Below are 24289 nucleotides of genomic sequence, written 5' to 3'. Positions count from 1 at the left end.
TCCCGTTTATCACATGCCGGCCCGGCGGCCGCCGGCGAGCATGATGACGCTGATGATGATGAGGCCGGTCATGATGAGGCGGATGCCCGCGCCGACCCCGTAGGTGTTGAGCATGGAGACGACCAGGAACATGAAGAGCGATGCGCCCCAGATGCCCGGCACGTTGGAATCGCCGCCGGCGACGGCGGTGCCGCCGATCACGACGACGGCGATCGACATCAAGAGATATTCGGAGCCCATGTTGAGCGCCGCGCCGCCGGAGAAACAGGCGAGCAGATAGCCCGCGACCGCGGCAAGCACGGCGCAGAACAGGTAGGTGACGAAGCGCGTGCCGTCGACCGGTATGCCGGCCATGCGCGCCGCCGGCATGCTCTGGCCGATCGCCGAGATCCAGCGCCCGTAGATCGTCTTTTCGAGCAGGAACCAGGCAAGCAGCGAGATGAGGAGTGCTACGATCGCCACATTCGGCACACCGAGCGTGTTCAACGTGGTGAACTCCGCCAGCATGGTCGGAGGCTTGATGCGCAATCCGCGGTTCGTCCAGATCGCCGCGGACTGGACGATGAAGCTCATCGACAGCGTGGCGATGATCGGCGGAATGCGCAGGACCTTGATCAGCGCATAATTGCCGAGGCCGACAACAAGGCCGAGGACGATGGCAATGAGAAGACCGGGCAGGATCATGCCGTTTTCGACATTCATCAGCTTCAGCGCCACCGTGCCGGCCAGCGTCATGGTGGCGGGAACCGAGAGGTCGATGTTGCCGGGGCCCAGCGTGATGACGAACATCTGGCCGATGCCGACGATGACCGAGAAGGCGGCGAAGGTGAGGGCTGCCTGCGACAGACCAAGCGTGCTGGCGCCGAGTGTCACCATGATCGTCAGGAACCAGACGGTGAAGGCGGCAAGCCACGACCATATCCAGGGTTTGCCGAACAGACCGAACAGCGGGGTCATCGGCGTTTCTCCCGCTTCTCCAGGCGGTTGAGCATCAGGCGAAGTGCGAGCACGACGATCAGGATCGCGCCTTGCGCCCCGATCTGCCAGTCCGGCGAGATGCGCAGGAAGGACAGGAACGAGCCGGCGAGCGTCAGGGTCAGCGCGCCGATGACGGCGCCGACAGGGGAGACGCGGCCGCCGATGAACTCGCCGCCGCCGAGGATCACGCCGGCAATCGACAGCAGCGTGTAGCGCAGCGCGATATTGGCATCGGCCGAGGTCGTCAGGCCGACGAGGGCGATGCCAGCAAGCACCGCGAACAGGCCGGCAAGGCCGTAGGCGCCGGCGCGTGCAGCGACGATCGACCAGCCGGCGCGCTCGACCGAGCGCTGGTTGCCGCCGATGCCGCGGATCAGCACGCCGAGCGAAGAGCGCATGACGAGGAGATGGGCGACGGCGGCGATGGCGATGCTGGCGACGATCGCCATCGGCGCCAGCGGCGGCTTGACGGTCATAAGCCAGCGTACCCAATCCGGCGCCTGGCCGCCCGGTGCCGGCAGCAGCAGCACGGCAAGGCCGCCCCAGACAAAGCTCATGCCGAGGGTCACGACGATGGAGGGCAGGTTGCGCAGATGGATGACGACGCCAAGGCCCGCATAGATGGCGATTGCGCCGGCAAGGATCAGGATGCCGACCGCCGGGGCATCGCGGAGAAAGGTCGCGGTGACGCAGGCGACGAAGCTGACGAAGGTGCCCATCGACAGATCGAGATCGTTGACCGCCATCACCAGCATCTGGGCGATTGTCGCAAGCGCGATGGGCACAGCCAGGTTGAACAGCAGGTTGAGCCCGACATAGCTCATGGCGCGCGGCTGCAGCCAGAAGACGGCGGCAAGCAGCAGCGTCAGCGACAGAGCGGGGATGGTAAGACGCAAGGCGTCGGACGAAATCCGGAACGTCATGCGGCGACCCCTTCGAAGGAAGCGGCGATGATATTCGTCTCGTTGACGGCGTCGCCGGCGAGTTCGGCGGTGATGCGGCCTTCGCGGAAGACATAGACGCGGTCGCAGAGGCGGACCTCGTCCATCTCAGTGGAGTACCAGATGAAGGTGCGGCCGTGCGCCGCTTCCTCGCGGATGATCGCGTAGACCTCCTGCTTGGTTCCGACATCGACGCCGCGCATCGGATCGTCCATCAGGACGACAGGCGCGCGCGTCGCCAGCGCGCGGGCAAACAGCACCTTCTGCTGGTTGCCGCCGGAAAGCGACAGGATGCGGTTGGCCATATCGGGTGTGCGGATCTCGATCCGCCGCTTCCAATCGACGCCCTTCGTCTGCTCTTCATCGGCGAGGATAAGGCCGTGCCGGGTAAGGTCACCGAGCGAGGCGATGGAGAAGTTGCGCAGGATGCTCCAGAGTTCGAAGACGCCATTGAGGCGGCGGTCGCCGGCGACGAAGGTGACGAGCGGATCGCGCTCGGGCAGCCAGTTGCCGGACTGGGCGGCATGCAGGGCGAGCAGCAATTCGGTCTGCCCGTGGCCGGCCAGTCCCGCCAGTGCGATGATCTCACCCTTCAGCGCCGTGAAGGGAAGGCCTTTCGTCTGATGGGACAGAATGAGCGGAGCGGTGGATTGTTCGCGCGTCGAGCGCTGCGCGGTCTCCTCCTTCGCAACGGTCCCCATCGCTTCGACGAGACCATGATGGTCGAAGCCCGGCGCCGGACGCTCGGCAACGACGCGGCCGTCCTTCATGACGACGATGCGGTCGGAGGTTTCGAGGATCTCGTGCAGGATATGCGAGATGAAGATGACCGAGCCGCCGGCGGCGACGAAGCGGCGGACATGATCGAGCATCTGGCGGGCAAGGCTTGCGTCGAGCGACGAGGTCGGCTCGTCGAGGATCACCAGGCGCGGCGCCACGCCGGCGTTGGAAAAGGCCATTGAAATCTCGACCATCTGCCGCTCGGCAATCGACAGATCGCCCACGGCCCGGCCGCTGTCGATGCCGTGGCCGGGAAAGACGGCGTCGAGGCTCGTCTCGATGATTTTTGCGGCGCGCCGCCGCCAGCCGAAGCCACCGAGATGGCGATGCATGATGCGCGTGTTCTCGACGATGGAAAGGTTGGGGCAGAGCGAAAGCTCCTGGAAGACGCAGCGCACGCCGCGGGCACGCGCGGCATTGATGCCATAGCGTTCCAGCCGTTCGCCGTCGCTCGCAACGCTTCCTTCGTGCGGGGTGAGACCGCCGTTGATCACGCTGACAATCGTCGATTTGCCGGCGCCATTGTGGCCGACGAGCCCGACGCATTCGCCCGGCATGACGCGGAGCGTGACGCCGTCGAGCGCCTTGACCGCGCCGAAGCTCACCTTGGCGTCATCGACGGCGATCACCGCCTTCAAAACCTCATTCATCCTGCCCGCCAGATCCGCTTCACAAAGAATGTCGCGCGGCCATGTGCGGCCGCGCGGCAGTCGCCGGGAGAGTTACTTTGCCGACTCGATGACCTTGATTGCGTCTGCCTGCGTGTATTCCACGTTGGCGACGCCGCCGGCCTGGGTATTGGCGAGGTTGGTTTCGAGATTGTCCTGGTCGATGCGCAGGAAGGGCACGACGAGGTCCTTCTTGACTTCCTTGCCGTCGAGGATCTGCTGAGCGACCCAGAAGGCGAGCGTGGAGACGCCGGGCGCGATCGACACGGACATGGTCTCGTAGCCCTTGCCGTCCTTCTGCTCCTTCCACCACTTCAGTTCGTCTTCGCGGTTGCCCATGATGATGGTCGGCATCTTCCGGTCGGTCGCCGCAATCGCCTGCGCGGCGCCATAACCGTCGCCGCCCTGCGTCACCACGCCGACGATGTCGGGCAGGCTCGGCAGGATGCCGGCAACCGCCTTCTGCGCCACGTCCTGCGCCCAGTCTCCGTGAACGGAGCCGACGACCTTGAACTGCGGGTACTGCTTGACGCCGTCGTGAATGCCGGCCGAGATCTCGTCATCGACGAAGACACCAGCAAGACCGCGGATCTCGAGCAGGTTGCCGCCCTGCGGGAGTTTCTGCGACAGGTACTCCACTTCGCTGCGGCCCATTTCCTTGAAGTTGACGGCGATGCGCCAGGCGCAAGGTTCGGTGACGATGCCGTCGAAGGACACCACGGTGATGCCGGCGTCGCAGGCTTCCTTGACCGCGCCGTTCAGCGCCGTCGGCGAGGCGGCGTTGAGCACGATTGCGTCATAACCCTGCAGGATCATGTTCTGGATCTGCGCGGCCTGTTCCGTTGCCTGGTTCTCGGCGGTGGTGAAAGGGTCGGCTGCGGCAACGGTGCCGGCCTTGACGGCCTCGCCCGTCACCTTGCCCCAGCTCGTCAGCATGGCCTGGCGCCATGAGTTGCCGGCATAGTTGTTGGAAAGAGCGATTTTCTTGGCCGACGTGTCGGCAAAGGCAGAAACGGGCATCGCGGCGCAAGCAATAGCGGCCGATGCCAAAAGCATCTTGCGGATTGTCATGTCTTCCTCCCTGATGATCGCGCCGGTCGGCGGATCGCTTCACTCCTGCCTGCCCAATCGGGGCCGAGTGAAAATTGTTCTTGCACTGAGCTTCCTCCTCTCAGTAAGGGCAGGATGCGGGAGATCGACCGGCCTGTACAGGGGCAAGGCAGCAAGTCGTTTGCGGGTTTTGCGCAATTAGCTGCGGGTTTACGCAAGACGGCGGCGCTTCCGCGGGCGCTTACTGCGAAGGGATCGCGGCGGGTTGAGGAGCCTGTGCCGTCTCGGGGAGGAATCACAATGCTGCATCTCACACCCGCAGCGATGTTCGACCACTATCTCGGTATTTCCCGGCTGCTCGCGGGCCAGCTCGACTTCCGCTCGGCCATCCGTTCGGTTGCGGCCGAGGTCGCCCATATCATCCCGCACGACCACCTCGATGTCTGCGTGCTCTTGGAGGGCGGCAACTACCACACGGCCTACGAGACGGGCATCGAAACCGCCTGGGGCGATCTTGCCGGCGCGCCGGTGGTCAACAGCCCGATCCGTTCGCTGCTCTGGGGCGAGGTGGACTTTCTGCTGGCGGAAGACGCCATGACGGACCCGCGTTTCCATTTCGAGGGTGCGTTCAAGCGGCCGATCGTCGAGGAGTCGCTGAGAAGCCGTCTGCATGTGCCGATGAAGGTGCAGGGCACGATCATCGCGGCGCTCTCCTGTTCATCGCGAACGGCTGGTGTCTATACGATGGAGGATATCGAACGCGCCCGCATCATCGCCGACCTGCTGACGCCCTATTTCTTCGCGCTGCAGGCTGCCGAACAGGCGCAACGCTCGGCGATCGTCGAGGCCGAGGCCCGCGCCCGCGAGGAGGGGCTGCGGCAGGGCGCGCTGAAGCTGACCGAGGCGCTGGAGCAGGAACGCCAGCGGATCGGCATGGACCTGCACGACCAGACGCTTGCCGACCTGACGCGGCTCGCCCGCCGGATCGATCGGCTGTCGCGCAACGGCGAGGTGACACCGGAGGCGCTGGAGCCGGTCTCGCGTTCGCTGCAGCATTGCATGCAGGATCTGCGGCAAATCATCGAACAGGCAAAACCATCTGTGCTCCAGCTCTTCGGTCTCGCGCAGGCAATCGAGCATCATCTCGACCGCTCGACCCGCGACACGGGATCGGCCATCGAATGGGGTCTGGTCGACGAAACGCACGGCGCATTGGAGCGGCTGGAACCGACCGTCAGCGTCGCGCTGTTCCGGATCGCGCAGGAGGCGATCAACAATGCGGTGCGCCATGCCGCGCCCCTCGCCGTGACGGTGCGGCTCGAGGCCGATGAGGAACGGCTGTCGATCGAAATTTTCGACGACGGAACGGGGCTTGCCAAGGCGCGGGGACGGATCGGCGGCGGCATCGACAATATGAAGACCCGTGCGCGGCTGATCTCGGCGCGCTTCACCACCGGGCCCGGCCACAACAATCGCGGGACCGTGGTGCGCGTCGTGCTGCCGCTGACCCCGCACAACCCGGCAAGCGGGCCGGACTGAGGAGAAACGCGCAATGAAGGTTCTGATCGTCGAGGACGACCCGCTGCACCGCTCCTACCTGCACGAGGCGGTCAACGCCGCCCTGCCGGAATGCGACACGGTGATCGAGGCCGAGAACGGAACGGTCGGCGAGAAGCTCGCCCGCGACCACAAGTCGGCGCATATCGTCATGGACCTGCAAATGGCGAGCCGCAATGGCATCGAGGCGGCGCGCACCATCTGGAAGGAGCGGCCCGAGACCCGCATCCTGTTCTGGTCGAATTATTCCGACGAGGCCTATGTGCGCGGCGTCTCGCGCATCGTGCCGGATGGCGCCGCCTATGGCTATGTGCTGAAATCCGCCTCGGACGAGCGGCTGAAGCTGGCGCTGCGCTCGATCTTCATCGAGAGCCAGTGCGTCATCGACCGCGAGGTGCGCGGCCTGCAGCAGAAAAGTCTCGGCCAGACCAACGGTTTTACCGATTCCGAATACGAGGTCCTCGTCGATATCGCGCTCGGCCTGACGGACAGGGCGATCGCCAAACGCCGGGGCCTGTCGCTGCGCAGCGTGCAGAACCGCCTGCAGCAGCTCTACGACAAGCTCGACGTCTACCAGAGCGCCGGTGACGATCACGAGGACGGCCGCTTCAATCTCCGCGCCCGCGCCGTCACCGTGGCTTTCCTGCGCAAGCTCTTGAACTACAGCGCACTGGAGCGGGCAGAGGCGGAACTGCAAGAATGGCTCGACGGAAAGTAGTCCGGAGCGGCTGGAAAACCCACAATTCTGCCCAGGCGGGTCAGGCGATCGCTTTCAACGGCGCCCGGCTGCTTGGCGCGGCCTCAGGCTTGCCGAACAGGAAGCCCTGCATCTGCGCCGGCTGGCTTGCATGAAGTATCGAAAGCTGTTCCTGCGTCTCGACCCCTTCGGCAATCACCGGCAGGTTGAGCGTCGACGCCATCTCGATGACATTCTCGAACAGTGCCCTGATGGTGGGATCGACGCCGATGCCGGCAAGGAAACGTCTGTCGATCTTCAGCTTGTCGAACGGAAAATCCCGCAGATGGGCGAGCGAGGAATAACCGGTCCCGAAGTCGTCCAGCACTACCCGGATTCCCATCGCCCGCAGTTGACCAAGCGTGGAAAGCACGGCGGCCCGATCGCGGAACAGCGCCGTCTCGGTGATCTCGAGCTCCAGGCGGTCCGGCTGCAGCCCGGTTTTCGCAAGAATTTGCGAGAACTGCTCCACCAGGTTCGGCATCAGGAACTGAACCGGCGAGATGTTGACCGCGATCGTCAGCGGGGCCTTCCACGACGCTGCCTCGCTGCAGGCTTCTTCCAGAACCCAGATCCCGATGGGAATGATGCAGCCGGTTTCTTCGGCGGCAGCGATGAAATCCGCCGGTGCAAGGACGCCTCGGCTTGCATGGCGCCAGCGCAACAGCGCCTCGTAGCCGCACGGTTCTTGCGAGGAGGTGTCGACGATCCTCTGATAGACCAGGAACAGCTCTCCTTTGGCGACTGCGTGCCGCAGATCGTGCTCGAGCTGCCGCTTGGCGTGCAGTTCAATGTCCATCGCCGCCTCGAATGTGCAGGCTCTGCCGCGGCCGCCGCTCTTGGCCCGGTAGAGAGCCATATCGGCGTTGTTTCGCAGGCGCCGATCGGTGACGCCATGCTCCGGGTACAACGCAATGCCGATGCTGGCACCGAATCCCGAAGAGGTGGCGAGATCTGCGAACTCCTGCGCGAAGGCGTGCTGCAGATCGGCCGACAACGCTTCCGTCTGTTGGCGGGACGCGTTTTCCAGGATGATGCTGAATTCGTCTCCTCCCATGCGGGCGATCGTAACATCGGCCGGCAAAGTCCGGACCAAGACCTGGGCGACACGCTGCAGAACCGCGTCCCCCGCGGCGTGGCCGAATGTGTCGTTGACGAGTTTGAAACGGTCGAGATCGAGGGCAAACAGCGCCAGGCCGCTTGGGGTTTCGGCAGCGCCGGCGATCGCCATTTCGAAACGCCGGTCGAACTCGCGGCGGTTCGCCAGACCGGTCAGTGGGTCGTGGCGCGCCATATGCTCGATCCTGCGGCTCGCCTCATGGCGCTCCGTCAGATCGCGTACGGCAATCACCTGGCACTCGCGCCCGCGATATTCGATCGTTCGAGCCAGGATCTCGACCGGAATCATGTCCTGGCCGTCGCGCAACACCGCTCCCTGGCAAGTGTCGATGCCGAGGCGCCTTTCGATCGCAAGCACCGCCTCGACCGGTTGCCCTTTCAGAAACGCGGCTGCCTTACCGGCCATCGCAGCGAATTTCTCGTTAAGATCGATGACGACCTTCTCCTGGGCGATGACAAGCCCCTCGAACGAGGCATTCGCCAGCCCGCGCAGATCGGTCAAATGACGATCGAGGAACAGCGCTGCGGCCGCTCCGAGCAGGATCAAGGTGGAGATGACCGAGACGGCGATGGCGATGGCGATCCGATCGACGGAGGAGAGATCGGCATGCACGGGCTCGGCGGAAGGGGTAATCTGGACCCCGCTCATCGACACGGTGTGGAGGCTGCAGATCGCCAGGACGATGCAGGCCGCGCCGGCGAAAATATGAAAACGCCTGCTGGCGCTGTGCCGCAGGGCCGCAACCGCAACGATGCCGAAGCCGATTGCCAACGCACAGGCGACGATCGATTTGTCCGGGACAAGCGAAACCATGCTGAACGGCGTGATGGCGAGCAACCCCACGAAATGCATTGCCGCAATCGCAACGCCGAACAGGACCCCGCCGGATGCCTGGACAAGCTGGCCGCCTTCCATCAAAGCGATTTCAACCGCCACTGCAAACAGTACGACGGCGGCGATGATCGACAGAATGATCAGGGGACCGTCGTAGCCGATCGGCACCGGACCGGCATAGGCCAGCATCGCGATAAAATGGGTTGCCCAGGTGCTGGCGCCGAGAACGACGGCAGCGGCGATGAGCCAGGAGTGGTGATGCTGCCGCACGCATTCCTGCGCACGTGTCAGCATGAAAACCGCCGTCAGGCTGCCGAAGCAGCAGATCGACAGGGCGACGAAAAGCAACGTCCAGTCATGCTGGTCGGCGATACATGAAAGCACAGTGAACATGGCATCTCCCGAAGGTGCGGGGAGGGTGCCAAAGCGGGCCTAACGAAATCATACGGGCTTCGTTAAAATGCCAGTTATCCAGGGAAAAACCACAACGAAAAGACGAAATAAAATATCGCTCGACAAACCGCGGATGGAGGCGGCCGCGACCGCAGTTCTGCTGCTTCAACCGAAGAAAGCCGGCTTCTGGCAAAGCGTATCAGGAGCCCGCCAGCGGGATCGAACGCCTGGCGCCTGCCAATGACGGGTTGGAAATGACGCGGTACCGTGCCTCGACAAGGTTGTATATTCCGAAGGCTGCCAATCCGGCGGCGACGGCGATGTAGAGGAAGGATCCGAACGGAAGCTGGCGGACCCATTCCAGGGCGTCGCCCATGCTGCCGGCCTGTTGCGGATCCACCCGGAAGCCGGCATAGGCGAACAGTATCCCGGTGATCGCAAACACTATGCCACGGGCGACGAGACCGTAAACGCATATCAAGGTCACGATACCCTTGCTGTCCGGTATCTTCACGTACCGCTCGAACTTCCGGGTGATGCCCTTTGCGACCGTCACGATGCCGCCGATGACAAAGCCAGCCCCAACCGCGATCGCAAGGTAGGATCCGAACGGCTGCGACATGATCCATCCAGCCAACCCCTTTTCACCCGAGCCTTCGCTCCCTCCACCGAGGAAGATGGCACGACCAAGTGCATATCCGGCAAGCCCGAGATAGGTGATGGCGCTGCCAAGCAGTGCCGCCCGGATCGCCAAAGCCTTTCCGTCCCGGCCGTGGCCGTCGCTATCCGCCAAGGACTGGGCCAGCCTCCAGGCGACAAATCCCAGAAGTCCAAGACCGATCATTCCGACCCAGATCCGACCGAACGGCTGCGCCAGCAGCGTCGAGAGCGCCGACTTCGTTTCCGGCCGGCCGCCGGCGACGCCGGAGAAGAGCGCGAGCCCGGCTATCAGCAGGAAAACGACACCCCGCGCCGTATAGCCGCCCTTGGCGAGCACATCAAATCGAAAGCCTTTGCTCATCAGCATTTCCTCTCCGTCGCCACCGCGCGAGATTAACGCGCCAGCCTTCCGAAAGTTTGCTGAAAGGGTTCGCAACGGGGGGCGTGGTGGCTACCAGGGACCAGTTCCATAAAGCTGGTTCCATAAGACAGATTACGCCACATTTGTGTGGAGCCGCAAAGTTGGAATGTCCTGTTTCCGCAAAGTTTCGTGCTCGCGTTCCGAACTTGGCCGGCGTTAGATTGCCTGTGGCTCGAAATCGATGGAGGTGAATGCCTTGCGAAAGGCCGCGAGCACGCATTCCGGATCGCCCTTGGCGAAGGTTTCCAAGCAGTCAGGTCAGGAATAGCCCATGTCGCTCAGACGCGTTGCACACGTCAGTGGATAGGCTTGTCCTGCCATAGCATTCCCGCACGGGCTGCGAGTTGAAAGCTCATTTCAGATGTCCTGAAGTTTGAAGTCGGCCGGTGCGATCGGCATGACGCCCTTGAGCAGGGCCACGGATTTTTCCAACCCTTCGAGCGAGTTCAGGAGCACATCTTCATGCTCGATGGAGAGCCAGCCATCATAACCGCCCATCTTCAGCCTATAGCAGAACTGCCGCCACCATTCCTCCCCATGGCCGAAGCCGAGCGTGATATAGGACCAGGAGCGCGATGGAATGTCGGTCAGGCTACCGTTTTCGAGCAGGCTGGTAACGGCCTGCTTCGGTGCGTTCAGGAAGGTATCCTTGGCATGGACATGATAGATGGCCTCGCCGAGTGCTTCTGCCGCGAGCAGCGGATCGGCTCCCATCCAGAAGAGATGCGAGGGATCGAGGTTCGCGCCAACGATGGGGCCCACCTCGTTTCGTAGCTTGAGCAGCGAGGGCACGTTGTAGACGCATTGGTTGCCGTGGAGTTCGAGCGCGATCTTCTCGACCCCGCATTCCTTCGCCAAGGCAACGATTTCGGTCCAGAACGGGAAGAGCTTTTCCTCCCATTGGTATTTCAGGATCGCCTGCGTTTCCGGGGGCCAGGAGGAGACCACCCAGTTCGGCATGGTATCGGTCGGATTGCCTGCAGGCAGGCCCGACATGGTGCAGACCGTCCTGATGCCCATTTCGCCAGCGGCGCGGATGGTGTTCTTCAGCCCCTCGCCTTGCGCCGGATCGGTCGGATGCAGCGGATTGCCGTTCGCATTGAGACTGATCACTTCCAGTCCACGATCAGCGAAGGCCTGTAAGAATTCCTGCTGTGCCGCCCTGTTGCCCAGGGTGTTCTTGAGGATGAAATGCGGGGCTGTCGACCAACCGCAGGTGTTTACCTCGACGCCCGACACGCCCATGCGGGCCGCATTGTCCAGCACTTCAGTGAATGACAGCCCACCGAGGCTGTCGGATACGAAACCCAGCTTCATGCATAGAACTCCGGCTTTTGGATCATGGATACGGGCTGCTTGCAGCCCTCGCTGAGGGCAATCACCCCTGCTTCGGCGACAATCGCGGCCGCATAGCCATCCCATGCGGAGGAGGCGATGTCCGGGAAATTGCCGGTCTCTACAAAGCGCAGGAAGGCACGGTTCTGGCGGCGATAGGCATCGAAATAGCGGCCGCGCCAGTCGGCGTCATAGCCGACATGCTGGCCGCGCGCCCGATCAAGGCGGGTATAGGCCACTTGGTTCATGGCTATGCTTGCCTTCTCACCGACAAGTTCAGCGCGAACGTCATAGCCATAGGCGGCGTTGTTGTTGACCTCGATGTTGACCAGCTGGCCGTCGGTGGTTTCGAGCACCATCATGACCGGCGCGACCAGCGCATCCGTGCGCTTCGGCTGAAAGGCCGAGATCGAGGCGTATGCCGTGCCGAGCACATGGCGCACGATATCGAATTCATGCGGGGCGGAATTGGTGATCGCCATCGCACCGGTGAAATCGGAGGCAGGAGTTTCGACATTGCGGTGGAAGTTGTGCATTATCAGCGCCCGGCCGAGCGTGCCATCCGCAAGGGCAGCCTTCATCTCCACGTAGGACTGATCGAAGCGGCGCATAAAACCAAGCTGGACGAACTTCTGGCCTGCAGCCTGTTCGGCCTGCATGACCTCGAGGCACTCCTTCGAAGACTGCGAAAGCGGCTTTTCGCAGAGCACCTTCTTCCCAGCCCGGATGCAGGCCAGCGACAGGGGCGCATGGGTAAAATCCGGGCTGGCGACGATGACCGCATCGACGTCGGCCCGCGCAATCACAGCCACCGGGTCACTCGCGGCATCCACAAGCTCCATGGGCTTCGGCCATCTTGCGGGCTCGGCCCACATCCATGTCGCAAACCACCTGAAGCGTAGCCCCCGGCATTTCCTCGGTTACGATCTTTGCGTGGTCGGCTCCCATGAGCCCCGCACCAATGACTGCTATTCGCAACATTGGACAAACTCCTTCCTCTCAGTCAGCGCTGTTGCCAACTGCTGCATGTCATTAGATTTCAAATGCATGTCGTGGCCTATGGCATCCATCTCCTCAATGGGCAGGCAGTGGGGGATGCCCATCATGAGTTTCCATATAGCCTTCAATGGAGGCTTCGAGATTGGCCATGGACTCCCCACCCGCCATGAGGTCTGCAATCTGCTCTCTGGTCTTCTCACCCTTGCGGAAGTCGGCGGCAATTGCGCCACGGATCAGAACGGCAAAATGATCGCCGACGGCCATGGCATGCATCACTTGGTGGGTAATGAAGATCACGGCGAGTTCCCGGCGCTTGGCTTCGTTGACGATGCGAAGCACATGCGCGGCCTGCTTGACGCCCAATGCCGCCGTCGGCTCATCGAGGATCAGCACGCGGGCGCCGAAATAGACGGCGCGGGCAATAGCCAGGGACTGGCGCTCACCGCCGGAGAGACCACCTACCAGTCGGTCCCCGTCGGTAATGCGTGTTATTCCCATTTTCCGCACTTCTTCGACCGCCACCCGATTGGCTTTCTGGCGGTCGAAAATCTTGAACGGCCCCCATCCCTTCGTCGGTTCCGATCCCATGAAGAAGTTGCGGCCGATGGACATCAGCGGGTAGGTGCCACCGAATTGGTGAACGGTCGCGATACCACGCTCTTGTGCGTCGCGGGGGCTGGAAAAGACGGTAGGTTGACCGTCCATCAGGATTTCGCCTCGGGTGGGCTGATAGACCCCGGAAAGGGTCTTGATGAGTGTGCTTTTGCCCGCCCCATTGTCACCCAATAGGCAAAGTACCTCGCCCTTGCCAACTTTCAGGCTGATGTCATTGAGGACGTCGATATGTCCGAATGACCTGTCGACATTTCGCAGTTCGAGAACGGTTTTCTTGTCGGACATGCTCGCCCCCTTACTTTTTCTTGGACGCCGACCAGCTTGTAGCCAGATGACGGAAGGTGTCGTTGAGTAGAACGGCGATCAGGAGCATGACACCGATAATGAGGAAGGACAGGTTACGGTCGATATCGGTAAAGCCGATGGCCTGAGTGACGATGGAAAGCGTGAGCACGCCGAAAACGATGCCCATCACGGTTCCAAATCCTCCCGTGAGCAGAACCCCGCCCACGACGACCGAGATGATCGTATTGAAAATAAGTCCGAAGTTCGCCTGAGACGTGGCGGAACTGAAGGTCATCACTTGGAGCACACCCGCGAATGCTGCGGAGGTAGAACACAGCATGAAGAGCGCGATCTTCATCCAGGCAACGGGGATACCAGCGTTCCTGGCGCTTTCCTGGTCACCGCCGAGTGCAAAAACCCAGCTGCCCTTCGGCGAATAGTGGAGAAAGAAGGCAAAGGCCGCGATCAGTCCGGCCCACCAGAATGCGGAGGAATTGAATCCATAGACCTTTCCGCCGAAGAGCGATTTTGCCCAATCCGGCGCATGGTAGAATGAGTTCGTGTTGTTGATGAAGAAAATCGACAGATAAAGGGTTAGACCCGCGACGGCGAAAAGTGTCGCCAATGTCACAATGAACGAAGGTACCCGCGTTCGCGTGACGATATAGCCATTGATAAAGCCAATAAGGGCTCCGATGGCCAAGGCAGCTGCAATGCCCACAATGACCGGCATTTTGTAGTGTTCGCAAATGATGGCCACCGTCATGGTTGCTGCAGGCAGGACTGCACCAGTCGAAATGTCCAGTTCGCCTGCAATCATAAGGAACCCCACGGGAATCGCTATCATCCCTACGAGCGACGCGAAGTTAACCCAGGTCGTCACGCCAGGGATGGAGAGAAAATTGCGGCTGTATCCGAACACCGAAAAAGAATGAAGACGGCCACAAAACCCATGAAAGCACCCGCCGCCGGGCTGCGGAAGAAGGCCTTGAACGAAGAAGTACGCGATCCTGCAGTGCTTTGGTTCTGGACATGGAGCTTGTTGGAGATGGTTTCGGTCATTTGCGTCTCGATCCTCATATAAACAGCGCGAACTCGGTGAAGAGTTCAGAGTTGAAAGGGCCCGGCAACTGGTACCGGGTCCCCATCCTTGGAGCCGATCAGCGTGCGCCGAGCTTCACGCCTTCGATCGCCGAGACCACGTTAGACTTGTCGACGATCGCCGGGCCGGTCAGGACCGGCTTCGTTGCGATAGCCGTGCCGAACTTCAGGTTCGCGAACAGCATCGAGGTTGCTAGGAAACCCTGGAGATAGGGTTGCTGGTCGATTGCGAAGGTCTGAGTGCCTTTCGAGATACGGTCGAGGACCGATGCCGACATGTCGAAGGTGCCGAGCTGAATCTTGCCCGTCTTGTCCTGCTGTTCGATGGAACTGGCAGCAGCATCGGAGGCCCATGCCGCAAGCGTGATCACAGCGTCGATGGACGGATCGGCAATCAATTCCGACTTGATGGCCTCAGAAGTACCGTTCATGTCCTGGTCCAGGTTCGCGGGGACGCGAAGGATGAAGGTCTCCGCACCAGCCTTCTTGGCGCCGTCCTGAACGCCCTTGCATCGGGTTTCAAGGTTTACCGCACCCGGGTTCTGGATGTGGCAGAGGATTTTCTTGGCACCATGAGAAGCGAGATACTTGCCGCCCTCTACGCCTGCCAGATATTCGTCCGAACCGAAGTAGTTCAGAGCACCATAGTTATCCATTTCGCTCTGGCCAGCGTTGAAGGAAATAATGACGACGCCCTTGTCACGCGCGGCCTTAAGCGCCGGAGTTTCGGATTCCGGCAGCCAATTCGGAATAGCAATACCCTTGGCACCCTGTGCAACGGCCTGTTCGATCAGCGATGCGAGGTCCGGACCGAAGTTGTCGTAATTCTGGGTCTGCATGAAGTTGACGGTTCCGCCATTGGCCTTGACCATCAGCGACGCATCGTCAACGCCCTTCTTGACCATGTTCCAGAAGCCGTCCTGAGCAGAGCCTACGATGACGGCAATATCGGTGTCTCCGGCATGCGCGCTGGAAGCCAGCATGAATGCCATAGCGGCGGTAGCGATTTTCTTGGTGAACGACATGTCGAATTCCTCCTCAGGTTAAAGCCGCATTTCTGCAGTCTCGACATTTGTTTTTTGGCCGTTCGGCCGATCCCGGCAGGCGCGCACAGATCCGCGATCCCAACGCAGTTGCGTTAAGCCTCCTCATTCAAATTGTGCGATGGGCCTCCCCCAAAGTGCTGACGCTCGAAAACGGCCAAGCCCAATCAGCGCTTATTGAATGCATTGTTGACATCTTTCATGTCAACGCGGATTAATATCCACTCACGAATTCGTCTCATATCATACCGAAATGACGACATCTTGAGACTTTTTGAGATTCGCCCCAAGAGAGAATGGAATTTCTTGATATGAAAAGGCCAACGATTGCAGACCTTGCAAAGGCTGCTGGAGTGTCTGTGTCAACAGTCAACCGCGTTCTCTACGAACCCGAGTTTGTTCGCGAGCATACCCGAACACGGGTACTGGCCGCCGCTGAAGAGATCGGATTTTACGGGCTAGGGACCATCAAGCATGCCATCAAGGCTCCGCAGATGGCACACCGGCTCGGTGTGCTCCTGCAGCGCAAGGAACGCACTTTCTATCGGCTGCTGGGCGAAGCGATCACTCAAGCCGCACAGACATATCCCGGTGGCGGTATCGAGCTGACACTGGAGTTTCTCGAAGATTTGACACCGGAGAAGGTGGCAACGCACATCCTCTCCTTGGGGAGCAGATGCGAGGCAATCGCTATTGTGGCTCCGCAGCATCCGATTGTAGCCGATGCCATTGACAGCGTGCTTGAACAGGGAGTCCCGGTTGTCTCCCTGATCGGTCCACTGACGGCAAAAGGAAACATCAGTTTCGTTGGTCTTGATAACTGGAAGGTAGGCCGGACTGCCGCATGGGCCTTTGACAGGATGGTCCGTGTTCCAGGTAAGATTGGCATTCTCGTGGGAAGCCATCGCCTGCGCAATCAGGAAATGAACGAAAGTGGATTTCGGTCCTACTTTCGTGAACATAATTCCGGCTTCACGTTGCTTGAGCCACTGCCAACTTATGAATCTGCCGTTGTAGCCAGGGAACATGTCGAAAAGCTTCTAACTGAACACCCTGACATGTGCGGGCTATACATCTCGGGCGGAGGTGTCACGGGAGCAATCGCGGCACTTCGAGCGACGCCAAAACGTGATGACTTTGTCGTCGTTGGCTACGAACTCTTCGAAGACACTCGTGCCGCGCTGATCGATGGGACATTCTCATTGCTGATCTCCCATCCGATTGAACGCTTCGGTTCCGAAACGATCGCCACATTGATGAAGGTCAAGACCGCTGGCCCTGATGCCGGCGTATTCAGGGTGACTTTTGGCTTTGACATGTACGGTCCAGAATGCATCTGATCCTTCAAAACGGCGCGGCGACGAGTGGATGGAGCAGGTCACCGACGAGGATTAATCATCCTGCTCAAAACCCTTGCGCCAACGTGATCGCCGTTCTCCGCTTGTGAACTGCCTCTTTCGACAGAGGGCACTTCTTATTTCGTTATTTTGAAGATGACTGGGGAATGCCTCCGCGCTCGGCACCGCCATCAGTGATGCGGTGTCGGACGTCTCCCATAAGAGTTTTGCTGCCGAGGTGGCGAGCGGGTGACGATCGTCGAATTCGAGTTCCGAGAAAATGCGCCGATCATGCCATCAAATAAGTAGGTTTCGGAATGGCACGTATCAATTCAATTTGCTTGTGACCCGAGGTGCAATGCGGCTAACTCCCTGCATTTCATTCCGCCGCCTGGATCAAGCTGTTCCCTTCCCAGAGCTATACGGCTGATGCGCGTTTTTTTGAGATTGCATGCCCGTGTTCCATTCCGTGCGCCACATTCGTGCCCATCCTCAACTTTTTCTCCTCGCCTTCATGATCTTCGTCCAGGGCTCCGCCTATGGCTCGACCCTGCCCTATCTCTCGATCACGGCGATCCGCGAACTGGGTATGAGCGATCAGGCCTATTCGGTCCTGGTCTTCGTGACATCGGCATCGGCGGTCACGATCAGCGTTTCGCTCGGCATTCTCTCCGACCTGATCGGCGACCGGCGCAGGATCATGATCGCCATGGCGCTGATGGGAGTGGCGGCTATGGCGCGATCTTTTTCTTTCTTCAGTTCCGGTGTTCATAGCCGCCACGGCATTCGTCATCCCGTTCTTCCAGTCGGTCAGTTCGCTGATCTTCGTGGGTGTGCGGGCTGAAACGGCCACCCTTCCGGGTCGGGAGGCTGCCGCGATCAACGCCACAGTCCGGGCTTTCATGTCGGCCTCCTGGGTCATCATCCCGGCGGCGATGGGACTGGCATTCGCCGGCTCGGCGAGCATGATGGGCGCCTGGGGCGTCGCCGGGCTGTGCGCGAGGCCCTCACTCATGCACCTCTGTCTTGCGCAGAGCCCGGCAGATATGTTCTGGACGGAGCGTCGATCGATATCCGGTTGAACGGGATGCTCGATGGAACAAGGATCACCGCGACCGAAGCCGGGCAATTGTCATTTTCCATCGTGGTGGAAGATCAAAGTGTCTCCGTGCAGCTGCCGCAAGACGACGGATCGATCCGTTACGCCGCGGCCGTTGCCGATGCGGCGGATCTGAGAGTCATCCACGACAAGGGCATCTTGGAGATTTTTGCTGACGGAGGAGCCGTCTGCGGCAGGCGACGCAACTATCTCAACGTCAGACCGGACAAGCTTGTTATTCTATCAAAAGCACATATGAGCATTTTCAGCGGGGAGTAATCGCATCGCGCTGTAGTCGCTCTAAGAGGTAGCTTCTGTACATCGATGCCGTAGCGGCAAAATTAGGCAAAGTTGGAATATCACACTCCCCGCATTTGATGATGCGGGAGATTGCTGACGGGACTGGTGCTTGATCTGAGACGTCGGTTCCTATCGCACCTCGAATTCCGGATCGGGCGGAACCTGCATGGCGAGAGCGAGATGATTTGTCTGCGCGGCAAGCCCGATGATCGTCAGGAGTTCGCCATGTTGGGCATCGGTCATCCCGCGCGCACGAGCGGCGGCGGTGTGGGATTGAACGCAATACTGGCAGGCATTGGCCGTCGACACCGAGATGTAGATCATCTCGCGCGTCAACGGATCGATGGCGCCTTCCACCGTCATCACTGATTTGAGCGTTTCCCACACCCGTTTGAGATTTGCCGGATCGTTCGCAAGAGCACGCCAGAAATTATTGATGAAATCGGTCTTGCGTGTCGCCCTGATGTCATCGAACACCGCTTGCACGGCCGGAATGGCCGCGGCCTCTTGATCCGACAGAAGTTTGACTGTTGCCATCGAAAGTTCCTTTCCGGGCGCCGATCTTCGGCCTCAAACATGATTTTGCTCGGCGATCCCACGCCGCCGGCGGAAGATACGAAGAAACGCCAACGGCCGCCAGCCTCCCTGCCGGCGAGGAAATCGAGGCGGCTGTTTCACGAAAACAGCTTAAATTAGAAATTATTGTCTACAGATTTTGCAGATTATACGGTTCCATAGCCCCGTCGAATTCAGCGCTGAGTTTTCGAACTCCCAATGGATGCATGCCTGGGTGCATGTGACCTGCCGACTTCTTGCAATATCAACAGGAGATTTCCATGAGCAATCCGGTTCTCGTCAATCAGATCATTCCCGAGTTCCGACGTCGTCCCGCTGACCGGCCGTGTCGGAGCCGAAATCAAAGGTATCCGCCTCGGCGGAGAGCTTTCGGATGCAACGGTGGCAGCCATCAACCAGCTTCTCCTGAAGCACAAGGTCATCTTCTTCCGCGATCAGGGACATCTTGAGGATTCCGAACAGGAAGCCTTCGCGCGCCGCCTCGGCGACCTCGTGCCGCATCCAACCCAGGGATCGGTCGCCGGTACGGCCTCCATCCTCAATCTCGATTCCAGCCGCGGCGGCGGCCGGGCGGACCAGTGGCACACCGACGTCACCTTCGTCGACGCCTATCCCAAATTTTCCGTCCTGCGCGGCGTCGTCATTCCGGCGGCTGGCGGCGACACGATCTGGTCCAACACCCACGCCGCATATGAAAGCTTGCCGGCGCCGCTCAAATTGCTGGCGGATAATCTGTGGGCCATTCATAGCAATGCCTATGACTATGCCGCCGTGCGCCCTCGCGCCACCGCTGAAGAGAAGAAACATTTCGAGGAAGTTTTCACCTCGACCATCTACGAGACCGAGCATCCGGTCGTGCGCGTCCATCCGGAAACCAGTGAAAGATCGCTGCTTCTCGGCAACTTCGTTCAGCGACTTGTCGGCCTTTCGAAGAGCGACTCCGCGAAACTCTACGAAGTGTTCCAGTCCTACGTCACCGCCCCGGAAAATACCGTGCGCTGGCGCTGGAGAGCCGGAGATGTCGCGATCTGGGATAATCGTGCGACACAGCACTATGCCGTCAACGATTATGGCGACCAGCACCGCGTCGTGCGCCGGGCCACCGTCGATGGCGATGTTCCCGTCAGTATCGACGGCCGTCGCAGCATAACCCACGTCAAGGCTGCCAAGCCGCAAGCAAAAGCGGCGTGATCGCACACATCTGAGTGTCGCCCGGAAGCAAAATGCGCCACATGCCTTACGAGAAAGACAGCTTCTCGCTTGGCCGGGTCAGCGTTTCCGGGCGCAGCACCGCATCGAGGTGCTCCTTCTGCATCAGGCCGCGTTCGAGAAGGATTTCGTAGACCCCCCGTCCGGAATGATGCGCTTCGAGCGCAACCTCCGTGGCGTTGCGGTAGCCGATATAGGGGTTGAGCGCCGTCACGATGCCGATCGATTGCTCGACCGTCTGCCGCAACCGGTCGCGGTTGGCGGTGATGCCGCAAATGCAATTTGCTTCGAGCGTCAGGCAGGCATTGGTCAGGTGGCTCAGGCTGCGATAGAGGCTGTAGAAGATCACCGGCTCGAACGCGTTCAGTTGCAGTTGGCCGGCCTCGGCGGCCATGGTGATCGTCACGTCATTGCCGATCACTTCGAAAGCGACCTGGTTGACCACCTCCGGGATGACAGGGTTCACCTTGCCGGGCATGATCGAGGAGCCGGCCTGGCGTGCAGGCAGGTTGATCTCGTTGAAGCCGGCGCGCGGCCCCGAGGATAGAAGCCGCAGATCGTTGCAGGTCTTGGACAGCTTGACCGCCACGCGCTTCAGAACACCCGAAAGCTGCACGAAGGATCCGCAATCCTGTGTCGCCTCCACCAGGTCAGGTGACGTAACCAGATCGACGCCGACGATTTCGGACAGGCGCTCGCGCACCAACGCCGCATAGTGAGGATGCGCGGTGATGCCGGTGCCGATCGCGGTGGCGCCGAGATTGATTTCACGGATCAGCGAGACCGCCTCGGAAAGCCGGGCCTCGTCTTCCGCCAGCATCAGCGCGTAAGTTCCGAATTCCTGACCGAGCGTCATCGGCACAGCGTCCTGCAATTGCGTGCGCCCCATCTTGAGGACGTCGGCGAACTCGACCGCCTTGGCTTCGAAGGCCCGGCGCAGGATCGCCATGGCGTCGACCAGACGATGAACGCCGATCCATGCGGCAAGCTTCAGCGCCGTCGGATAGACGTCGTTGGTGGATTGCGAGAGATTGACGTGTTCGTTCGGATGCAGGTGCTGGTACTCGCCGCGGCGATGCCCGAGGATTTCCAGCGCCCGGTTGGCAATCACCTCGTTGGCGTTCATGTTGGTCGAGGTTCCCGCCCCGCCCTGGATCAGATCGACGACGAAATGGTCGTGCAGCGCCCCGTCGCGGATTTCGATGCAGGCTGCAATGATGGCGTCGGCCCGCTCCTGATCCAGAAGGCTGAGGCTAACATTGGCCTCAGCCGCCGCCTGCTTGATCGCCGCCAGCGATGCGATCAGATCCGCCGATTCCTTCAGCGTCTGACCGGTAATCGGAAAATTCTCAACCGCACGCAACGTATGCACGCCGTAATAGGCCGCGGCAGGCACGTCGCGATCGCCGATCAGGTCGTGCTCAACACGGATAGCAGTCATATCGGATGTGGTCATGGCAGGAACTTTCGAGTGGGGCGCCGCCGGCACGCATTGCGGCGGCGGCTGAAGACGAGAATGGCTGGTGACGCGGCAGAATAGCCGCGTCCGCAGGCGTCATCGGGTCGGGGCGGCAAGACGAGGATCCTCCCCCTCCGCCTCCGATCCGCGCATCTTGAACGGAAAAGAGACGCCGCCTGTCGTGACACCCATCGTGTTCACACGCTGGGGATGATGGAACGGCGCGAGTTGGCTGCGGATATCAGCCGAACCGATGCCGAGCCGCTCGAGGAGTCTCCGTCACGACGGCGTAAAGGATTTCGAGATTGCCGTCCTCGATCTTGACCGAGATGCCGAGCGCACCGTCCGTTCCCAATCGCCGGGTTGCATCCGAAGCCCGCACGCCGATCGCATAGCTGGCATCGGCCCCGAGCTTGCCGATGAGGGCGCCGTTGAATGCGCGCATCAGCAGCGTGCAGTAGCGTCCCTCGCCCGCGACCATGTCAGGATAGCGCACCATCGCATGGAAGATGCGGGCCAGCGCCGCACCCCGCGCCGACAGCCCCTCACCCGACCCGTCCCCGTCCGCCGCCGAAGCAAGCTTGGCATAAATGCGGGCCAGGCGGTCCAGAGGAAAAGCGGGAGTCGGAAGATTGCATCCGTCGATCCCCCATTCGACATCCCGGACGTCTAGATCGCAGAGTTCGGCGACGGTGCGCTTGACCCTTCCCTGCATCGGATGATCCGGCAAGTGGTAGCCTTCCATGCCCGCGCCGATCGCCCGGGCGCCGGCAAGCATGCCCACATGCTTGCCCGAGCAATTGCTGCAGACGCCCGTCGGGACAAAGTCCTCCTTGATCCATGAGCGGTTGACCGTTTCCGACAGTGAAGGATGACCGCCGCAGCGAAGGTCGGCCTCCTCGGCCTTGATCTTCGACAGCATGGCTCGCGCGCGCGATATGCCGCCCTTCGCTGCTGTGGGACGCGCACATCAGCGCAATATCCGCATCATCGAAGCCGAAACGCTCGACCCCCTCCGTCTCCAGGATGGCAAGCGCCTGGACCGGCTTAGCGGCGGAGCGGGCAAGCGTTATGCGCGCCGGATTTCCCAGCGCGTAAAGCAGCCTGCCCGTTGCATCGACGACAGCCGCGTGGACGCGATGGCTGTTCTCGACGATGCCGCCACGATCGGCGACGACGAAATCCTCACTCGGGGTCATGTCTCTCTCCATTCATGCCGCACCCCGGCGGTAATATGCACCGCCGGGCAAGCTTGGATTGTCGATCGGTGTCAGGCGAGATCAAAACCGCCGCGGTCCTCGCCCTGTTCGGCGGCGAGCATGTAAATGCGCTCACGCATCAGCAGCCAGCCGACGACCAGCGCCGGAATGATCAGCGCCAGAGAAGCGACCGTGTAGGTTCCGACCGGATAGTCGAGCGCCATGAGGATCACGACGACCGCAAGGAAGCCCAGGGTCAGCAGGCCAGTATAGGGCGCGCCGAACATCCGGAATTCGGGCCGCGCCAACTTGCCTTGCCGCGACAGTTGCCACAGCTTGAGCTGGCACAGCACGATCACGCCCCATGCGGCGATGATGCCGAGGGCGGCGACATTCAGGCCGATCTCGAAGGCCTCTGCCGGAACGACGGCGTTCAGCACGACGCCGAAGGCGGTCACGACAGCCGTCACCGCAATGCCGACATAGGGCACGCCGGATCGGTTCATCTTCGCCAGCGCCGCCGGCGCCGAGCCGGAAATCGCCATGGAATGCAGGATGCGGCCTGTGGAATAGAGGCCGGCATTGAGCGACGACAGGACGGCCGTCAGCACGACCAGGTTCATGACGACGTCGGCGCCCTGGATGCCGATCTTGCCGAAGAAGGTCACGAACGGGCTCTCGCCGCCCTTATAGGCGGTATAAGGCAGCAACAGCGACAGCAGCAGAACCGAGCCGACATAGAAGACCACCAGGCGCAGCACGACCGTGCGGATCGCCCGCGGCATGACCTTGCGGGCATTTTCGGTTTCACCGGCGGCGGTGCCGATCAGCTCGATCGAGGCATAGGCGAACACCACGCCCTGGATCACCACCAGTGCCGGCAGGACGCTGTTCGGGAACATGCCGCCGAAATCGGTGATCGTGCTGAGACCCGGAACATGGCCGTCGATCGGCGTGCCGGTGACGACGAAGTAGACGCCGACGATCAGGAAGACGACCAGGGCGAGGACCTTGACGAGGCTGAACCAGAATTCCAGTTCACCGAAGACCTTCACCGACAGAAGGTTCATCGAGAGGACGAGGACCAGCGCCACCAACGCAAACACCCACTGATCGATCATCGCGATCCAGGGGACATAGGCCTTGAAGAAATTCATGTAGAGGGCGACCGCAGTGACGTCGGCGACCGCCGTCATCGCCCAGGTCAGCCAATACATCCAGCCAACCGCGAAGGCGAGCTTTTCACCGTAAAATTCGCGGGCATAAGAGACGAACGAGCCCGAGGTCGGGCGATGGACGATCAGTTCGCCGAGAGCCCTCAGAACGAGAAAGGCGAAAAGGCCGCACAAGGCATAGACCAGCACAAGTGCCGGACCGGCAGCGGCAAGCCGGCCGCCGGCGCCGAGAAACAACCCCGTGCCAATGGCGCCACCGATGGCGATCATCTGGATCTGTCGCGGCTTCAGCGCCTTGTGGTAGCCGAGATCCTCCTCGGCAAAGACCTGGCGATCCGCCTCACTTCTATTTTGCATGACTGTCATTTCTCCTCCCTCCATGGGTTCGGCAACCTCCCGGCCGCCCCTCCGTGCAGACC

At 61.1% G+C, this 24289-nt stretch carries 20 protein-coding genes and 2 pseudogenes; 6 read left to right on the top strand and 16 right to left on the bottom strand.

The genetic code is table 11. From position 1 onward, the window contains the following. Positions 1-9: 9 nt before the first annotated feature. The 4 genes from MF410_RS25610 to MF410_RS25595 all read right to left on the bottom strand — a co-directional run bounded on the left by MF410_RS25610 (position 10) and on the right by MF410_RS25595 (position 4438). The gene (locus MF410_RS25610; protein ID WP_183778168.1) at positions 10-957 is read right to left on the bottom strand and encodes an ABC transporter permease; all 948 of its coding nucleotides are present in this window, start codon (positions 955-957) and stop codon (positions 10-12) included. After that, positions 954-1901 carry an ABC transporter permease gene (locus tag MF410_RS25605; protein ID WP_183778166.1) on the bottom strand — a complete coding sequence of 316 codons (948 nt, stop codon included), beginning with the start codon at positions 1899-1901 and terminating at the stop codon, positions 954-956. Before MF410_RS25605 ends, MF410_RS25610 begins: the two co-directional genes overlap by 4 nt. Next, positions 1898-3349, bottom strand: coding sequence for a sugar ABC transporter ATP-binding protein (locus tag MF410_RS25600; RefSeq protein ID WP_183778164.1), 1452 nt, complete (start codon positions 3347-3349; stop codon positions 1898-1900). Before MF410_RS25600 ends, MF410_RS25605 begins: the two co-directional genes overlap by 4 nt. A 72-nt stretch (positions 3350-3421) precedes the next feature. Continuing rightward, positions 3422-4438: an ABC transporter substrate-binding protein gene (locus MF410_RS25595; protein WP_183778162.1), complete on the bottom strand. Its 1017-nt coding sequence runs from the start codon at positions 4436-4438 to the stop codon at positions 3422-3424. Between the two features lie 279 nt (positions 4439-4717). Here MF410_RS25595 and MF410_RS25590 point away from each other — a divergent pair, with 279 nt between their 5' ends. Both MF410_RS25590 and MF410_RS25585 read left to right on the top strand, forming a co-directional pair. Continuing rightward, the gene (locus MF410_RS25590; RefSeq protein ID WP_183778160.1) at positions 4718-5956 is read left to right on the top strand and encodes a sensor histidine kinase; all 1239 of its coding nucleotides are present in this window, start codon (positions 4718-4720) and stop codon (positions 5954-5956) included. A 13-nt stretch (positions 5957-5969) separates the two neighbouring features. Then, positions 5970-6692 carry a response regulator transcription factor gene (locus tag MF410_RS25585; RefSeq protein WP_183778158.1) on the top strand — a complete coding sequence of 241 codons (723 nt, stop codon included), beginning with the start codon at positions 5970-5972 and terminating at the stop codon, positions 6690-6692. 40 nt (positions 6693-6732) lie between these two features. Here MF410_RS25585 and MF410_RS25580 read toward each other — a convergent pair whose 3' ends face one another. The 8 genes and pseudogenes from MF410_RS25580 to MF410_RS25545 form a co-directional block, all read right to left on the bottom strand. After that, positions 6733-9057, bottom strand: coding sequence for an EAL domain-containing protein (locus tag MF410_RS25580; protein ID WP_239620629.1), 2325 nt, complete (start codon positions 9055-9057; stop codon positions 6733-6735). A gap of 199 nt (positions 9058-9256) precedes the next feature. Continuing rightward, positions 9257-10078 (bottom strand): DUF1206 domain-containing protein, encoded by an 822-nt coding sequence (locus MF410_RS25575; protein WP_183778154.1) that lies wholly within the window; start codon positions 10076-10078, stop codon positions 9257-9259. Positions 10079-10495: 417 nt separating this feature from the next. Then, positions 10496-11455, bottom strand: a complete 960-nt coding sequence (locus tag MF410_RS25570) for a sugar phosphate isomerase/epimerase (protein WP_131710827.1) — start codon at positions 11453-11455, stop codon at positions 10496-10498. Beyond that, a pseudogene (locus tag MF410_RS25565) lies at positions 11452-12454 on the bottom strand (Gfo/Idh/MocA family oxidoreductase). Before MF410_RS25565 ends, MF410_RS25570 begins: the two are co-directional and overlap by 4 nt. A 93-nt stretch (positions 12455-12547) precedes the next feature. Next, on the bottom strand, positions 12548-13372 hold the full coding sequence (locus MF410_RS25560) for an ATP-binding cassette domain-containing protein (protein ID WP_239620626.1): 825 nt from the start codon (positions 13370-13372) through the stop codon (positions 12548-12550). A gap of 10 nt (positions 13373-13382) precedes the next feature. Beyond that, positions 13383-14192 carry an ABC transporter permease gene (locus tag MF410_RS25555; protein WP_239620624.1) on the bottom strand — a complete coding sequence of 270 codons (810 nt, stop codon included), beginning with the start codon at positions 14190-14192 and terminating at the stop codon, positions 13383-13385. Between the two features lie 59 nt (positions 14193-14251). Next, positions 14252-14434 (bottom strand): hypothetical protein, encoded by a 183-nt coding sequence (locus MF410_RS25550; RefSeq protein WP_239620622.1) that lies wholly within the window; start codon positions 14432-14434, stop codon positions 14252-14254. Positions 14435-14532: 98 nt separating this feature from the next. After that, complete coding sequence (locus MF410_RS25545; protein WP_222148546.1) at positions 14533-15498, bottom strand: substrate-binding domain-containing protein; 966 nt, start codon at positions 15496-15498, stop codon at positions 14533-14535. A 314-nt stretch (positions 15499-15812) separates the two neighbouring features. On the opposite strand from MF410_RS25545, the gene MF410_RS25540 reads away from it, so the two are divergent. The 3 genes from MF410_RS25540 to MF410_RS25530 all read left to right on the top strand — a co-directional run bounded on the left by MF410_RS25540 (position 15813) and on the right by MF410_RS25530 (position 18231). Further along, positions 15813-16856, top strand: a complete 1044-nt coding sequence (locus MF410_RS25540; protein WP_239620619.1) for a LacI family DNA-binding transcriptional regulator — start codon at positions 15813-15815, stop codon at positions 16854-16856. Between the two features lie 448 nt (positions 16857-17304). Further along, the gene (locus MF410_RS25535) at positions 17305-17697 is read left to right on the top strand and encodes a hypothetical protein (protein WP_222148547.1); all 393 of its coding nucleotides are present in this window, start codon (positions 17305-17307) and stop codon (positions 17695-17697) included. A 234-nt stretch (positions 17698-17931) separates the two neighbouring features. Next, positions 17932-18231, top strand: a complete 300-nt coding sequence (locus MF410_RS25530; protein WP_239620617.1) for a hypothetical protein — start codon at positions 17932-17934, stop codon at positions 18229-18231. Between the two features lie 150 nt (positions 18232-18381). Here MF410_RS25530 and MF410_RS25525 read toward each other — a convergent pair whose 3' ends face one another. Beyond that, complete coding sequence (locus MF410_RS25525) at positions 18382-18789, bottom strand: carboxymuconolactone decarboxylase family protein (RefSeq protein ID WP_222148548.1); 408 nt, start codon at positions 18787-18789, stop codon at positions 18382-18384. Positions 18790-19095: 306 nt separating this feature from the next. Between MF410_RS25525 and MF410_RS25520 the strand changes: the two genes are divergently transcribed. After that, complete coding sequence (locus MF410_RS25520; RefSeq protein WP_275593036.1) at positions 19096-20019, top strand: TauD/TfdA family dioxygenase; 924 nt, start codon at positions 19096-19098, stop codon at positions 20017-20019. A gap of 46 nt (positions 20020-20065) precedes the next feature. On the opposite strand, the gene aspA is transcribed toward MF410_RS25520, so the two are convergent. The 3 genes and pseudogenes from aspA to MF410_RS25505 all read right to left on the bottom strand — a co-directional run bounded on the left by aspA (position 20066) and on the right by MF410_RS25505 (position 24236). Beyond that, a complete protein-coding gene (gene aspA, locus MF410_RS25515; RefSeq protein WP_222148550.1) occupies positions 20066-21493 on the bottom strand; it encodes an aspartate ammonia-lyase in 1428 nt (475 codons plus the stop codon). Between the two features lie 99 nt (positions 21494-21592). Beyond that, a pseudogene (locus MF410_RS25510) lies at positions 21593-22695 on the bottom strand (asparaginase). A gap of 71 nt (positions 22696-22766) precedes the next feature. Further along, the gene (locus tag MF410_RS25505) at positions 22767-24236 is read right to left on the bottom strand and encodes an amino acid permease (RefSeq protein WP_222134787.1); all 1470 of its coding nucleotides are present in this window, start codon (positions 24234-24236) and stop codon (positions 22767-22769) included. Between the last annotated feature and the right edge of the window lie 53 nt (positions 24237-24289).

Origin of the sequence: Rhizobium sp. C104 (assembly GCF_022354505.1) — a bacterium.
GTDB classification, from domain to species: domain Bacteria; phylum Pseudomonadota; class Alphaproteobacteria; order Rhizobiales; family Rhizobiaceae; genus Rhizobium; species Rhizobium redzepovicii.
Note: the sequence above shows the minus strand (reverse complement) of the source record. Positions and strands in the feature narration are given on the sequence as shown.